This is a genomic window from Serratia sp. PAMC26656, from assembly GCF_016469055.2.
Taxonomy (GTDB): domain Bacteria; phylum Pseudomonadota; class Gammaproteobacteria; order Enterobacterales; family Enterobacteriaceae; genus Serratia; species Serratia plymuthica.
Window position 1 is genome coordinate 4,405,822 of the sequence record NZ_CP150486.1, and the last position, 15,098, is coordinate 4,420,919.

Below are 15,098 nucleotides of genomic sequence, written 5' to 3' on the forward strand. Positions count from 1 at the left end.
AAGACGACGGATAGAGACCTAAAAACCTTATAACAGTCTTGAGCACCCGATTATGCAACACGAAGCACTGGACGTTTTGATCGTGGAAGATGAGCCACAGTTGGCAACGCTGCACGCAGAGTTCATCGAGCAGAACTTTGCTCTGCGGGTGGTGGCCTATGCCGCCACGCTGGCCGAAGCCAGGGCCAAAGTCAACTCGCATCAGCCACGGCTGATCCTGCTGGATAACTTTCTGCCGGACGGTCAGGGCATTGAACTGATGGAAGAGCCGGCGGTGAAAAAACCCGGGTGTTCGGTGATCTTCATTACCGCCGCCAGCGATATGAATACCTGCAGCCAGGCAATCCGCAACGGCGCCTTCGATTACATCATCAAACCGGTGTCCTACAAGCGGCTGCGTAACTCGCTGGAGCGTTTTATGCAGTTTGTGCAGACCCAGCGCAGCTTCAAAGTGATAGACCAGAGCAGCGTCGATGCGCTGTATAACCTGCAATCCAAACAGTTTTCCAGCGAACCGAGCGCCAAAGGCATAGAAGCCAATACGCTGGAGCTGGTGCAGGCGCTGTTTATCAATCAGCCGGAGATCGCGCACGCGGTGGAAGACGTCGTCGAGCAGGTCGGCATCAGCAAAACCACCGCCCGACGTTACCTGGAATACTGCGTCGCCAACCAATTCGTACGCGTGGAGATGATGTACGGCAATATCGGCCATCCACGCCGTCTGTATCGCAAAGCTTAAGTGCAATATGGCTGTCATATAGGGGGCGTACAGTGCTTGCGACGATATCCCCCTCGATATCGGTACCTGTCGTTGAATACTGATGAAATACTGATGACTTTTACCCGGCCTCTGGTCGGGTTTTTTATTGTCTGAACGGCAGCCTGCAGGGGAAATAAAGCGAGATTTTTTTGCCATTATTCCTGTGAAACATCACCTTTCAGCGAGAAATATAATTCAGAAACATCCTAACAATAATTTAACGTGGGCCAAGCTACCATAACTAATCGACAGGCCGATGTAAACCGCCAACATTCTCATTCCGGGACATTGAGGGTTGTCTCAGAACTTCACTGTGTTAGGGTATAGGCGACTATTATTTTCTATTAGGACGTTTTTATCGTTTGATAATTCATCAGAGGAAACAGCAAATTGCATGGCAATTAAACTTGAAGTAAAGAACCTGTATAAGATATTTGGTGAGCATCCGGAACGAGCATTCAAACTGATTGATAAAGGTCTGACAAAAGACCAACTGCTTGAAAAAACCGGATTATCGCTTGGCGTGAAAGACGCCTCTCTGGCCATTGAAGAAGGCGAGATATTTGTCATCATGGGGCTTTCCGGTTCGGGAAAATCCACCCTGGTACGCCTTCTCAATCGTCTGATAGAACCCACTCGCGGGCAGGTGCTGATTGACGGCGAGGATATATCGAAAATATCCGACAGTGCGCTGCGAACCGTACGCAGAAATAAGATCAGCATGGTGTTCCAGTCATTCGCCTTAATGCCGCATATGACCGTATTGAATAATACCGCCTTCGGCATGGAATTAGCCGGAATACCGCCACAGGAGCGTCAGGAAAAAGCCCTGGATGCCCTGCGACAGGTCGGTCTGGAGAATTATGCGCATTCTTATCCCGATGAGCTTTCCGGTGGGATGCGCCAGCGTGTGGGATTAGCCCGCGCCATGGCGAATAATCCGGACATATTATTGATGGATGAAGCCTTCTCGGCGCTCGACCCCTTAATCCGCACCGAAATGCAAGATGAGCTGGTCAAATTACAGGCCCGGCATCAGCGCACTATCGTGTTTATTTCCCACGATTTGGATGAAGCGATGCGTATTGGCGATCGCATTGCGATTATGCAAGGCGGCGAGGTGATTCAGGTCGGTACGCCGGAGGAAATATTAAATAATCCGGCCAACGATTATGTCCGCACCTTCTTCCGTGGCGTGGATATCAGCCACGTGTTCAGCGCGAAGGATATCGCCAAACGCCGCCCGGTTGCCCTGATTCGTAAAACCCCCGGTTTTGGTCCGCGCTCGGCGTTGCAGCTGCTGCGCGATGAAGACCGCGATTATGGTTATGTTGTTGAACGCGGAAAGAAATTTATCGGCGTGGTGTCGGTAGATTCGCTCAAACAGGCGCTGGCCGCCAACCAGACGCTGGATGACGCCCTGCTGGACGCCCCGGCACCGGTACCGGCGGATATGCCGCTGAGCGAACTGATTTCCCTGGTTGCTCAAGCCCCGTGCGCGGTGCCGGTAGTCTGCGAAGAAAACAACTATATCGGAATTATTTCCAAGGCCATGCTGCTGCAGGCCTTGGATAAAGAGGGCCCAGCGAATGAGTGATACAACACAGGATCCATGGGCCACCGCGCCTGCAGACCCCAGCGCCGCACCGGCGACTGATGCCGCCGCTTCTGCGGCTCCTGCCGAGAGTGGTGGCGATGCCTGGTCCAGCGCACCGCCACCGGCAACACACGACGCGGCCAATCAGGCTGCTCAGGGTTCTGATTGGCTTAACAGCGCACCGGCCCAGCCGGAGCATTTCAACCTGCTCGATCCGTTCCACAAGGCCTGGGTGCCGTTCGATTCCTGGGTGACTCAAGGCATAGACTGGCTGGTCCTGCACTTCCGCCCGCTGTTTCAGGGGATACGCGTACCGGTCGACTTTATCCTCGGCGGCTTTCAGCAGTTACTGCTCGGCATGCCGGCACCGATCGCCATTCTGGTGTTCTCACTGATCGCCTGGCAGATCTCCAGCCTCAGCATGGGTGCCGCTACCCTGGTGTCCCTGATTGCAATAGGGGCGATTGGCGCTTGGTCGCAGGCCATGGTAACGCTGGCGCTGGTGCTGACCGCTCTGTTCTTTTGCATTGTCATCGGATTGCCGCTAGGCATCTGGCTGGCGCGCAGCAAACATGCCGCCAAGATCATACGCCCCTTGCTCGACGCCATGCAGACCACGCCGGCGTTCGTCTATCTGGTGCCGATCGTCATGCTGTTCGGTATCGGCAACGTACCGGGGGTGGTGGTAACCATTATCTTCGCGCTGCCGCCGATCGTGCGTCTGACCATTCTCGGCATCAAACAGGTGCCGGAAGATCTGATCGAGGCTGCCGAATCCTTCGGTTCTAGCCCGCGTCAGTTACTGTTCAAAGTACAATTGCCGCTGGCGATGCCGACCATTATGGCCGGCGTTAACCAAACCCTGATGCTGGCACTGTCGATGGTGGTTATCGCCTCGATGATCGCCGTCGGCGGTCTGGGCCAAATGGTGCTGCGCGGCATCGGCCGGCTGGATATGGGACTGGCCGCCGTGGGCGGTGTCGGCATCGTGATCCTGGCGATTATTCTCGATCGTCTCACCCAGTCGCTGGGGCGCGATCGCCGCAGCAAAGGCATGGGCCGCTGGTACGCTCACGGCCCGATCGGGCTGCTTACCCGCCCCTTCATCAAAAAGCCTTAATGCCCTGCCCCCGGCGAACCGTCGGGGGCGCTGGCCGCTCCATAAAACCGAAGGAAACACTATGCGCTCGACAAGAATTTGGGCTGTTGCCCTGACTTCATTGCTAAGCACACAGGCGTTCGCCGCCGAACTTCCCGGCAAAGGCGTCACGGTTAAACCGCTGCAAAGCACACTCGCGGAAGAAAGTTTTCAGACCGAACTGGTCAACCGCGCGTTGGTAAAACTGGGCTACGACGTCCAGCCCACCGGCGAGGTGGATTACAACGTCGCCTATACCTCCATCGCCTCCGGCGACGCCACCTACATGGCGGTGAACTGGGATCCGCTGCAAACCGATATGTACAACAGCGCCGGCGGCGACAAGAAATTTTATCGCCAGGGCGCTTATATCGCCAATGCGGCGCAGGGGTATTTGATCGATAAAAAAACCGCCGACAAATACCACATCAGCGATATTTCCCAGTTGAAAGATCCCAAGCTGGCAAAGCTGTTTGACGCCGATGGCGACGGCAAGGCCGATCTGGCCGGCTGTGAACCGGGCTGGGTGTGCGACAGCGTAATTGACACCCATATCAAGGCCTACGGGCTCAGCGGCACAGTGACCCAAAATCAGGGCAACTACTCCGCCATCATCGCCGATACCCTGACCCGCTATAAGCAGGGTAAACCGGTGCTGTACTTTACCTGGACGCCTTACTGGGTCAGCGACGAACTGGTGCCCGGCCGTGACGTTGTCTGGCTGACCGTTCCGTTCTCCGCCAGCCCGGGATCACTGAAAGACAGCAATACCGCGTTGCCAAACGGCAAGAACTACGGTTTCGCCGTCAATAACGAGCATATCGTCGCCAACAAGCAGTGGGCGCAGGCCAACCCGGCTGCCGCCAAACTGTTTGCCATCATGAAATTGCCGCTGGCGGACGTGAACGCGCAAAACCTGCGCATGCACAACGGCGAGAACGGAGCGGACGATATACAGCGCCACGTAGACGGCTGGATTAAGGCCCATCAGGCCACTTTTGACGGCTGGGTAAACACCGCTGCCGCGGCAGCGAAATAATCCCGACTTCACAACATAAAAAGGTATTTCACTATGCGCACTACAGGAATCTGGGCGGTTGCCCTTACGACACTGATTGGCTCGCAGGCGGTTTTCGCCGCTGACTTACCGGGAAAAGGCGTAACGGTACAGCCGCTACAGAGCACCATTTCTGAAGAAACCTTCCAGACGCAACTGGTCAGCAAGGCACTGGAAAAGCTCGGTTATGACGTCAAAGACACCCGCGAAGTGGATTATAACGTCGCCTACACCTCTATCGCCTCCGGCGACGCCACCTTCCTCGCGGTGAACTGGGATCCGCTGCACGCCGATCAGTACAAGGCCGCAGGCGGCGACGCCAAATTCTACCGCGAAGGGGTGTACGTCAACGGCGCGGCGCAGGGTTACCTGATCGACAAGAAAACCGCCGATAAATACCACATCACCAACATAGATCAGTTGAAAGATCCGAAGATCGCCAAGCTGTTTGACACCAACGGCGACGGTAAGGCGGATCTGACCGGCTGTACGCCGGGCTGGGGTTGCGAGGCGGTGATTAACCACCATATCGAGGCTTATGGCCTGAGCAAAACCGTCGAGCACAACCAGGGCAACTACGCGGCGATGATCGCCGATACCATTACCCGCTACAAAGAAGGCAAACCGATACTCTACTACACCTGGACTCCGTACTGGGTAAGCGACGTGTTGGTGCCGGGACGTGACGTGGTTTGGCTGCAAGTGCCGTTCTCTTCCCTGCCGGGCGAGCAGAAAAATGTGGATACCAAGCTGCCGAACGGTGCCAACTATGGTTTCCCGGTGAACACCATGAGTATCGCCGCCAACAAAAAGTGGGCAGAAGCCAACCCGGCGGCCGCCAAGTTGTTCGCCATCATGAAGCTGCCGATTGCCGACGTGAATGCGCAGAATTTGCGTATGCATGAAGGCCAGGCGTCCGACGCCAATATCCAGAGCCATGTTAACGGCTGGATCAAGGCGCACCAGGCGACCTTCGACGGTTGGGTGAAAACCGCTGCGGAAGCTGCGAAGCAATAACCCCTGCGGGGCGCAGGCCACTGCGCCCCTTATTACGTCAATTCAATCCCGCTGAACTGCAAAAAGCGTTCGGCTGTCCTCGATAGCTGCTGCGGCCATACGCAATACACCTGCCGCCGTGGGCCATCTTCAATCGGGATAGACACCAGCGCGCTCAGACGCTGCGCCGTCGAGATAGGCACAATGCCTGCCGCCAATCCCCGCTGCACCAGATTTTCCAGCCATTCGATATGATCGATTTCAAAACTGATATGCCGCTTGATGCCCGCAGCCTGAAACGCGCGGTCGGTCTGGCGCCGGGCGCCGGTACCGCTGTAAAAATCCACCAGCGGCACTTCCGACAGGGTTTGCAAATTGACCCGCTGGCGGTTGGCCAAGGGATGCTGCGCCGCCACCAGCGCCACCAGGGGCTCGTCGGTCAACTGACGATGGGATACCGGCAGCATATCGATATCCCCCGGCCAGATCCCGACAAACGCCACGTCGGTCTTCTGCTGGCGGACATCCTCGAGCAGTTCCTCACTCATGCCCACATACAACCTGATGTTAACCGCCGGATAGTGGCGATGAAACTTGCTCAGTTTTTCGGTCAGATCAATCGCGTTTATGGTTGAGATGGTCCCGATGGTCAAGGTGCCGGAAATCGTCCCGTTGGCCGCCACCACCTCTTCCACCAGCGATTGTTTGGCCGCCAGCAGCCGCTGCGCAGGCAGAATAAACGCCTGTCCGGCGCGGGTCAGCCTGACCCGGCGCGAGGTGCGTTCAAACAATGCGCAGCCCAGCTCCTCCTCCAGTTTGGCGATCTGATGGCTGAGTGCCGATTGCACCGTGTGACAGCGTTGCGCCGCACGGGTAAAGCTCTGCTCTTCGGCTACCGCCAGTGCAAAGCGGATCTGTTTCAGATTCATGGCATCTATCGCAAAATGAGATTAATCAAATGAAAATTATACATTGGTTTCGCGTACTGTCCTGCCCGATACTGCGCATCACTTCTTCTTGTGATTAAGCCTTTATGAGCCAACAAAATCCCCACCCGGGCCTCAGCCCAGCGCTGATTGCCCTGATCGCCATCGCCACCGGCCTGGCCGTCGCCAGTAATTATTATGCGCAGCCGCTGCTGGAAACCATTGCCAAGAACTTTGCGCTGTCGGTCAATCAGGCCGGTTTTATCGTCACCGCCGCTCAGTTGGGTTACGCCGCCGGCTTGCTGCTGCTGGTCCCGCTCGGCGACATGTTCGAACGGCGTGGGTTAATCGTCTTCATGACGCTACTGGCGGCAGGCGGCATGTTGATCACCGCCAGTTCAACCACCTTGCCGGTGATGATCCTCGGTACCGCGCTTACCGGGCTGTTCTCGGTGGTGGCGCAGATCCTGGTGCCGCTGGCCGCCACCCTGGCGCATCCGGAAAAACGCGGCAAAACCGTCGGCATCATCATGAGCGGCCTGCTGCTCGGTATTTTGCTGGCGCGCACCGTGGCCGGGGCGCTGGCGTCGATCGGCGGCTGGCGCACCATTTACTGGGTAGCCAGCGGGCTGATGATCCTGATGGCGCTGATCCTGTGGCGCGCGCTGCCGCGTTACAAACTGCATTCCGGCCTGAATTACCCTCAGTTGCTGAAATCGATCTTCACCCTGTTTTACGGCACGCCGCTGCTGCGCACCCGTGCTGCGATTGGCGCACTGTCATTCGCCAACTTCAGCGTGCTGTGGACCTCGATGGCCTTCCTGCTGGCGGCACCACCGTTTGGTTATTCCGAAGGGGTGATCGGTCTGTTTGGCCTGGTGGGAGCCGCCGGTGCGCTGGCCGCCTCCCGCGCCGGGCACCTGGCGGACAAGGGTAAAGCCGGTTTAACCACGACTCTGGGCCTGGTCCTGCTGCTGCTGTCGTGGATACCCATCGCTTTCGCTGCACAATCGCTGTGGGCGCTGATCGCCGGCATTCTGATCCTCGATCTGGCAGTGCAGGCCGTGCACGTCACCAATCAGAGCGTGATGTACCGCATTATGCCGGAAGCGCGTAACCGCCTGACCGCCAGCTATATGACCAGCTATTTTATCGGCGGCGCGCTCGGTTCTTTGCTATCCGCCTCGGCCTATCAGCACGCTGGGTGGTCTGGCGTCGCCGCCACGGGAGGGGTTTTGTGCGTGCTGAATCTGCTGATCTGGTGGCGCGGCAAGCATCATGACCCGCAGGGACCGGCAGCGATCTGATTAGCACGCGAATAATAATATTGGAAATTTATTAGCTCCGCAGGGTATAAACGTTACTCACTCTCTGGTAATGTTCTGAGCATGAACTATTGATGTCCTATATACCCTGCGATCAGAACACAAAATGCAAAGCCAAACTGCAGAAAACGACAATGCCCCCAGCAGCAGAACGCCCTTCGTCCACGGCATCATCGACAGTTTACCGATCGTCATCGGCTCCATGCCAGTGGCCTTTGCTTTTGGTCTGAGTGCCGTGAAGCTGGGGTCCTCCCCGCTCGAGAGCCTTTTCTTTTCTTGCCTAATCTCTGTGGCCGCCAACCAGTCTGTGATTACCGCCCCCGTAGTCTTGCATCAATCAGCCTGGTGGTGGCGAGCGCTGGCCGGTTTTATCGCGCTGGATCTATGCTTTATCGCAGCAAAAGCATCATTTTTCCCATACAAATCGGTACGGCAACCTTTGTTATAACATTAATATTACTTATGATTTTCAGCCGAAATAACCTGTAATTTCGTGCGCCACATCACACGAAAGCTTTTTTCGGGCAGAGGTCATTTACAAAAAGCTGACAAATGACACGAATAGCTAAATTATTCACTCTGCTGAACATTTACATTATTAGTCACTATCGTTACTATCTCGAACGAAATTAATGAGGCCCTAAATTATGGAAAGCTCGTTTACTCCCATTGAACAAATGCTTAATTTTCGTGCAAAACGTCAGAAAGATTTTCCTTATCAGGAAATTCTTCTGACCCGGCTGTGTATGCACATGCAAGGTAAGTTGCTGGAAAATCGCAATAAAATGCTCAAGGCACAAGGGATTAACGAAACATTATTTATGGCGTTGATTACCCTGGATGCTCAGGAAAATCACAGCATTCAGCCTTCTGAGCTAAGCTCTGCTCTGGGTTCTTCGCGCACCAATGCTACGCGCATTGCCGATGAGCTGGAAAAACGCGGCTGGATTGAGCGTCGTGAAAGCGACCATGACCGCCGCTGCCTGCATCTGCATATGACGCCGCAGGGCGAAGAGTTTCTCAGTCAACTGCTGCCACCGCAGCACAAATGTCTGCATTTCCTGTGGTCCACGCTGGACAATGATGAACAGCAACAGCTTGAAAAGCTGACGCGCAAACTATTGGCACGTCTGGATCAAATGGAAATCACAGAACAGTTATCCTAATTCACAATTTCTGTTCAGGTACTTACTTATGCGATCCCCATTTAACTGGAGGTTCACCCCGCTGTTCGCGGTATTACTGCTGGCCGGGTGTGCATCTACCGATAATATTGCCCCGCAATCCACCCTGATGGACTCGCAGAGCCTGCAGCTGTCGCAACCGAAGGTCAGCTCGCTGAACGTCAGCCCGCAGTGGTGGCGTGCGCTTAACGATCCACAGCTCGATGCCCTGATGACCCGAACGCTGCAAAGCTCGCCGACGCTGCGCCAGGCCGCGGCCCGCGTGCGCGAAGCGCAGAGCGTCATGGGCCAAGCCAATGCCGCCAACGGCCCGAACCTGGATCTGAACGCCAGCACCAACCGCCAGAAAGTCCCGCAAAACGTCAATATGGGGCTGGGGTATCCGCATAAGCCAATCTATGAAAGCTCCAACTCGCTGGGGCTGAATCTGGCCTATGAATTTGACTGGTGGGGCAAGTACCGCAACCAGGTCAACGCCGCCAAGGCTCAGGTCGATGCGGCCCGTGCCGAGCAGGAACAGGCTGCGTTGACGTTGACCAGTTCGGTAGCTTCCTCCTATTACCAGTTGCAGAGCAATTTCGCGCAGGAAAAACTGCTGCAACAGGAAGTGGACAACAACCAAAGCCTGACGGAACTACGCCAGCGGCAGTATAAAGCCGGCATCACCGGCATTGATATTCCGCAACAAACCCAGGCGCAGGCCGACAGCGCCAAGCAACAGATCCTCCAGTTGCAATCGCAGATTGAACAGCTTAAACATCAGTTGGCGGCCCTCGCCGGCCAAGGCCCGAGCGCCATGCAAAACCTGCGTCCGGTGGCTTTGCCCGCCAATACGCTGATGGCGCCAAAAGGCGAACTGACCGCCGATCTGCTGGGGAAACGCCCGGACATCGCCGCTCAACGTCAACTGGTTGAGTCCTACAACCAACGCGTCAGCGCCGCACGTAAAGAATTTTACCCCAGCCTGACCATTTCGGCCTTTGCCGGTCTGACCACCACCAATACCTCCGGCACCAGCCCGAATCTATTTGAAGCGGCCAGCCAGGCCTGGAACGTGATGCCGGCGATTTCGCTGCCGATCTTCCACGCCGGTGCGCTGCGCAGCAAGCTGGGTGAGGAATCTGCGCTGTATGACGAAGCGGTGGAATCCTATAACCAAACCATCCTGAATGCCGTGCAGGAAACCGCCGATGCCATCACCGTCCAGCAAAGTACTGCGCAACAGCAGTTGCAGGCGGCATCCGCGTCCCAATCGATGCAGCAGGTGTACCGAGTCGCAAACGCACGATACCAGGCAGGGATTATCGGGCGCGACGAACTGTTGACCAGCCAGACGCAGCTCTTGCAGCAGCAACAGGCGGAACTGACAGCCAGCAGCAATTTGTTGCAGGCGAAGATAGGACTGATCCGCGCGTTGGGCGGTGGCTATCAAGCCCCGGCCGTAGCGGATTCAAAAGCATAATAAAATAGAGAGCTTGGAGAACACCATGAGCGCAAGCGCGGAGACTCAAAACCCGCAGCAACCGAGCGGCAAAAAGAAGCAGCGCAAGTTTTGGCTGCTGTTGCTGACGGTTATTTTCATTGTTATTGGGGTGGCTTATTTAGTGTATTGGTTCCTGGTGCTGCGTCATCATCAGGAAACCGATGATGCCTATGTATCCGGCAACCAGGTGCAGATCATGGCGCAGGTGAACGGCAGCGTAAACAGCGTCAATTTCGATAACACCGACTATGTCAGACAAGGTGATGTCCTGTTGACGCTCGATCCGACCGATGCCGAGCAGGCGTTGGAGCGCGCCAAGACCAGCCTGGCCAACAGCGTGCGCCAGACCCACCAGTTGATCATCAACAGCAAGCAGTATCAGGCCAATATTGCCCTGCGCAAATCTGACCTGAGCAAGGCGGAGAACGACCTCAAACGCCGCGTGGTGTTGGGCAATGTTGACGCCATCGGGCGCGAAGAACTGCAACATGCGCGTGATGCTGTCGACAGCGCCAAAGCGGCGTTGGAAGTGGCGGTACAGCAATACAACGCCAATCAGGCGATGGTGCTGGATACTCCGCTGGAGAAACAGCCGGCAATTCAGCAGTCCGCCGCGCAGATGCGCGACGCCTGGCTGGCGTTGCAACGGACTAAAATCATCAGCCCGATCACCGGTTATGTTTCCCGCCGCAGCGTACAGGTGGGCGCGCAAATCGCCGCCGGTTCCCCGCTGATGGCGGTGGTCCCTGCCGAGCACGTCTGGGTTGACGCCAACTTCAAAGAAACCCAGATCGCCAATATGCGCATCGGCCAGTCGGCAACCGTAGTCAGTGACATTTACGGTGATGACGTGGTGTACACCGGCAAAGTCGTCGGCATCGATATGGGCACCGGCAGCGCGTTCTCGCTGTTGCCTGCACAAAACGCCACCGGTAACTGGATCAAAGTGGTTCAGCGTCTGCCGGTGCGTATTGAGCTGGATGCCAAACAGATTGCCGACCATCCGCTGCGCATTGGTCTGTCGACACAGGTGAAAGTGGACACCACCAATCTGGACGGCCGCGTGCTGTCTGACGTGGTGCGTGACAAGCCGCTGTACCAGACCAACGCACTGGCGTTGAATCTGGCGCCGGTTGATCAAATGATCGCCGACGTGATCCATGCGAATGCCGGCTAAGCGTGCGGGAGGCTACCTTGGCACAGAAACCGCTTGAAGGCGCACAGTTAGCCTGGATGACGGTCGCGCTCGCCATGGCGACCTTCATGCAGGTGCTGGACTCGACTATCGCCAACGTGGCGATACCGACCATCGCCGGTAATCTCGGATCCTCCAACTCACAGGGAACCTGGGTGATCACCTCGTTTGGGGTGGCGAATGCCATCTCCATTCCGATCACCGGCTGGTTGGCCAAGCGCATCGGTGAAGTGCGCCTGTTCCTCTGGTCCACCGCGCTGTTCGCCCTCGCCTCCTGGCTGTGCGGCATTTCCAACAGCCTGGGCATGCTGATCTTCTTCCGCGTGATCCAGGGGTTGGTGGCAGGGCCGTTGATCCCGCTGTCACAAAGCCTGTTGCTGAATAACTATCCCCCCGCCAAGCGATCGATGGCCCTGGCGCTCTGGTCGATGACGGTGATCGTCGCGCCGATCTTCGGGCCGATCCTCGGCGGGTATATCAGTGATAACTATCACTGGGGCTGGATCTTCTTCATCAACATTCCGATTGGTCTGTTCGTGATCCTGGTGGCGATGGCGACGCTGAAAGGCAGAGAAACCAAAACCGAGATCAAACCGATCGACACCGTCGGTCTGGTGTTGCTGATTGTCGGCATCGGTTCGCTGCAGGTGATGCTCGATCAGGGTAAAGAGCTGGACTGGTTCAACTCGACGGAGATTATCGTTCTGACGGTCGTCGCCGTGGTGGCGCTGGTGTTCCTGGTGGTGTGGGAGCTGACGGATGACCACCCGGTGGTGGATTTGTCGCTCTTCAAATCGCGCAACTTTACCATCGGCTGCCTGTGCATCAGCCTGGCCTACATGCTGTACTTCGGCTCCATCGTGCTGTTGCCGCAGCTGTTGCAGGAGGTATATGGCTATACCGCCACCTGGGCCGGCCTGGCTTCGGCACCTATCGGGCTGTTACCTGTGTTGCTGTCGCCGATTATCGGTAAATTCGGTAACCGGCTGGATATGCGTCGACTGGTGACCTTCAGCTTCGTTATGTATGCCGTGTGCTTCTATTGGCGCGCCTATACGTTTGAACCGGGAATGGATTTTGGCGCTTCGGCCTGGCCGCAGTTTATCCAGGGCTTCGCCATTGCCTGCTTCTTTATGCCCCTGATCACCATTACGCTGTCCGGCCTGCCGCCGGAGCGCATGGCGGCAGCATCGAGCCTGTCGAACTTTACCCGTACGCTGGCGGGTTCAATCGGCACCTCGATTACCACCACGCTGTGGACCCAGCGGGAATCGCAGCACCACTCGCAGCTGGCGGAGTTTGTAAATCCTTATAACCCGCAGTCGCAGGAGATGTACCGACAGCTGGAACAGGTTGGCATGAGCAAACAGCAGGCCTCGGCTTATATTGCCAACGAGATCACCGCACAGGGACTGATTATCTCTGCCAACGAGATCTTCTGGCTGGCGGCGGGGGTGTTCCTGATCCTGCTGGCGTTGGTCTGGGTGGCGAAACCACCATTCAGCTCCGGTGGCGGGGGCGGCGGCGCTCACTGAATCTCACCCAACAAAACGGGCGCCCTTCTGAGGCGCCCGTTCTTTATATTTCCGATGATACCCAGCGAATGGCCAGTTGCCGCCCATAACACAGCGGCTTCAAAGTTTCCGGGTTTCTAACCGTTACGCCTGATTCTGGCGCCACCAATCGGCCAGCAAAATGCCGGTCGCGACCGATACGTTCAGGCTTTCCACCTTGCCGGTACCGCCGATAGACACGCTCATATCACCCTGCTGCCACGCGCTGTCGCTCAGACCGTCACGTTCCTGGCCCAGCACCAGCACCATTTTGGACGGCAGCTTGGCCTGCGCCAACGGCGTGCCTTTGTGGCTTGAGGTGGTGACGATGGTGTAACCCGCTTTGCGGAAGGTATCCAGCACCGACAGGAAATCATCGGCGTTAATCGCCTTGATATGCTCCGCGCCGCCTTCAGCAGTACGCACCGCCGCACCGGATTCCAGCACCGCCGGATCCTGCAACAGCACACCGTTCACGCCAAAGTGGGCGCAAGAACGGACGATAGCGCCCAGGTTGTGCGGGTTGCCCACTTCTTCCAGCGCCAGCACGCAATCTTTCGCCGGGGCTTCTTTCAGATAGGTTTGCGCATCCAGACCCTGACGCTTTTTGATCAGGAAACACACGCCGCCGTGGTGTTCGGTGCCGGACGCTTTCGCCAGCTCTTCTTCATCCACCACGTGGTAGGCTTTGCGGTTAGCCGCCATCCAGCGCAGCGCTTCGCGGAAACGCGGCGTAACGGACTGCACGAACCAGGCGCGGACAATGGCGTCCGGACGGCTGGCGAACAGTGCCTGACAGGCATTCTCACCGTAGACGCGGGTTTCTTCCGCGCGCTGACGGCGCAACTGCTCTGGATCGATAAAGCTTTTGCCACTGATGCCGCCGTGATCGAACGCCGGCTCTTCTTCCGGGGCACGTGACACGGTTTTCCACGGCGAATCATAACCGCCACGGTCTTCAGTACGCGCCGGACGGCTAGGACGATCGCTTTCACTGCGGCGAGAATCGGAGCCACGGCGATCATTATTGCCACGCGGCTTGTCCTGACCGGTACGGCCAGAGCGCGCACCGTCAGCCGGACGGCCTTTGCCGGCCGGACGTTTATTCTTGTTACGGTCGTCGCTGCTGCTGTCGTCGTCACTGCGGACGTACATCACTTTAACTTTACCGTTTTTGCCACTAAATGAATCGTTCATTGTCTTCTCCACCAACGCGCAGGGCGCGAAGATTACCTGATGTTGGGGTGCTAAGCCACCTACTTGCGCTAAAAGCTAGCAACTATCGTATCCATTGAACAAACCTCTTTGTTCAATGCCCCGTTTTTACCGATAATAACCAGCATTAAAGAAACAACTCCGCAACCTGACTGCGGCGTGGAATGCTTTCTCAGTCTCCGAGGTAAACATGAATACAGTCTGTGCAGCTTGCAATGCCACCAATCGCGTACCTGAAGAACGTGTGGCGGACGGCGCGAAATGTGGCCGCTGCGGCCATCCGCTATTTGACGGCGAAGTGATCAACGCCACCGCAGCCACGCTGGACCAATTGCTGCAGGATGACCTGCCGGTAGTGGTCGATTTCTGGGCGCCATGGTGCGGCCCCTGCGTCAACTTTGCGCCCGTCTTCGAGGACGTTGCCGAAGAACGCGCCGGCAAAGTACGCTTCGTGAAGGTGAACACCGAAGCCGAACCGGAACTGAGCGCCCGCTTCCGTATCCGCAGTATTCCGACCATCATGCTGTTCCGTGAAGGCAAAATGGTCGACATGCTCAACGGTGCGATGCCGAAAACGCCGTTCGATAACTGGCTCAATGAACTAGTTTAACGCAGAAAGTCTATACCCGTCGCCTTTCAAGCTGCAGCGTTGTTACCTGCACTCACTCA

At 56.6% G+C, this 15,098-nt stretch carries 13 protein-coding genes and 1 pseudogene; 12 read left to right on the forward strand and 2 right to left on the reverse strand.

What is annotated here, in order from left to right; translation table 11 throughout:
- Positions 1-52 precede the first annotated feature (52 nt).
- The 5 genes from JEM67_RS21815 (at position 53) to proX (JEM67_RS21835) (ending at position 5,569) form a co-directional block, all read left to right on the forward strand.
- Positions 53-739: a response regulator gene (locus JEM67_RS21815; RefSeq protein ID WP_013814233.1), complete on the forward strand. Its 687-nt coding sequence runs from the start codon at positions 53-55 to the stop codon at positions 737-739.
- Between the two features lie 415 nt (positions 740-1,154).
- A complete protein-coding gene (gene proV, locus JEM67_RS21820) occupies positions 1,155-2,357 on the forward strand; it encodes a glycine betaine/L-proline ABC transporter ATP-binding protein ProV (protein ID WP_199636700.1) in 1,203 nt (400 codons plus the stop codon).
- Positions 2,350-3,477, forward strand: a complete 1,128-nt coding sequence (proW, locus tag JEM67_RS21825) for a glycine betaine/L-proline ABC transporter permease ProW (RefSeq protein WP_013814235.1) — start codon at positions 2,350-2,352, stop codon at positions 3,475-3,477. The genes proV and proW overlap by 8 nt, the downstream gene beginning before the upstream one ends.
- A 61-nt stretch (positions 3,478-3,538) precedes the next feature.
- The gene (gene proX / locus JEM67_RS21830; RefSeq protein WP_199636699.1) at positions 3,539-4,534 is read left to right on the forward strand and encodes a glycine betaine/L-proline ABC transporter substrate-binding protein ProX; all 996 of its coding nucleotides are present in this window, start codon (positions 3,539-3,541) and stop codon (positions 4,532-4,534) included.
- Between the two features lie 33 nt (positions 4,535-4,567).
- On the forward strand, positions 4,568-5,569 hold the full coding sequence (gene proX, locus JEM67_RS21835; RefSeq protein ID WP_199636698.1) for a glycine betaine/L-proline ABC transporter substrate-binding protein ProX: 1,002 nt from the start codon (positions 4,568-4,570) through the stop codon (positions 5,567-5,569).
- A 32-nt stretch (positions 5,570-5,601) separates the two neighbouring features.
- On the opposite strand, the gene JEM67_RS21840 is transcribed toward proX (JEM67_RS21835), so the two are convergent.
- Positions 5,602-6,477, reverse strand: coding sequence for a LysR family transcriptional regulator (locus JEM67_RS21840; RefSeq protein WP_199636697.1), 876 nt, complete (start codon positions 6,475-6,477; stop codon positions 5,602-5,604).
- 104 nt (positions 6,478-6,581) lie between these two features.
- Here JEM67_RS21840 and JEM67_RS21845 point away from each other — a divergent pair, with 104 nt between their 5' ends.
- The 6 genes and pseudogenes from JEM67_RS21845 (at position 6,582) to emrB (ending at position 13,196) form a co-directional block, all read left to right on the forward strand.
- Positions 6,582-7,781, forward strand: a complete 1,200-nt coding sequence (locus tag JEM67_RS21845; protein ID WP_199636696.1) for an MFS transporter — start codon at positions 6,582-6,584, stop codon at positions 7,779-7,781.
- Between the two features lie 124 nt (positions 7,782-7,905).
- A pseudogene (locus tag JEM67_RS21850) lies at positions 7,906-8,145 on the forward strand (branched-chain amino acid ABC transporter permease); the annotation flags it as partial.
- Positions 8,146-8,446: 301 nt separating this feature from the next.
- On the forward strand, positions 8,447-8,965 hold the full coding sequence (gene mprA, locus JEM67_RS21855) for a transcriptional repressor MprA (protein WP_004953780.1): 519 nt from the start codon (positions 8,447-8,449) through the stop codon (positions 8,963-8,965).
- A 28-nt stretch (positions 8,966-8,993) separates the two neighbouring features.
- Positions 8,994-10,445: an efflux transporter outer membrane subunit gene (locus JEM67_RS21860; RefSeq protein WP_199636695.1), complete on the forward strand. Its 1,452-nt coding sequence runs from the start codon at positions 8,994-8,996 to the stop codon at positions 10,443-10,445.
- Positions 10,446-10,470: 25 nt separating this feature from the next.
- Positions 10,471-11,643 (forward strand): multidrug efflux MFS transporter periplasmic adaptor subunit EmrA, encoded by a 1,173-nt coding sequence (gene emrA, locus JEM67_RS21865; protein ID WP_199636694.1) that lies wholly within the window; start codon positions 10,471-10,473, stop codon positions 11,641-11,643.
- A gap of 17 nt (positions 11,644-11,660) precedes the next feature.
- Positions 11,661-13,196 carry a multidrug efflux MFS transporter permease subunit EmrB gene (gene emrB, locus JEM67_RS21870; RefSeq protein ID WP_013814242.1) on the forward strand — a complete coding sequence of 512 codons (1,536 nt, stop codon included), beginning with the start codon at positions 11,661-11,663 and terminating at the stop codon, positions 13,194-13,196.
- 123 nt (positions 13,197-13,319) lie between these two features.
- Here the strand turns inward: emrB and JEM67_RS21875 are convergent, their stop codons facing one another.
- Positions 13,320-14,411 carry a tRNA/rRNA methyltransferase gene (locus JEM67_RS21875; RefSeq protein WP_006327493.1) on the reverse strand — a complete coding sequence of 364 codons (1,092 nt, stop codon included), beginning with the start codon at positions 14,409-14,411 and terminating at the stop codon, positions 13,320-13,322.
- Positions 14,412-14,619: 208 nt separating this feature from the next.
- On the opposite strand from JEM67_RS21875, the gene trxC reads away from it, so the two are divergent.
- The gene (gene trxC / locus JEM67_RS21880) at positions 14,620-15,039 is read left to right on the forward strand and encodes a thioredoxin TrxC (RefSeq protein ID WP_013814243.1); all 420 of its coding nucleotides are present in this window, start codon (positions 14,620-14,622) and stop codon (positions 15,037-15,039) included.
- Positions 15,040-15,098 lie beyond the last annotated feature (59 nt).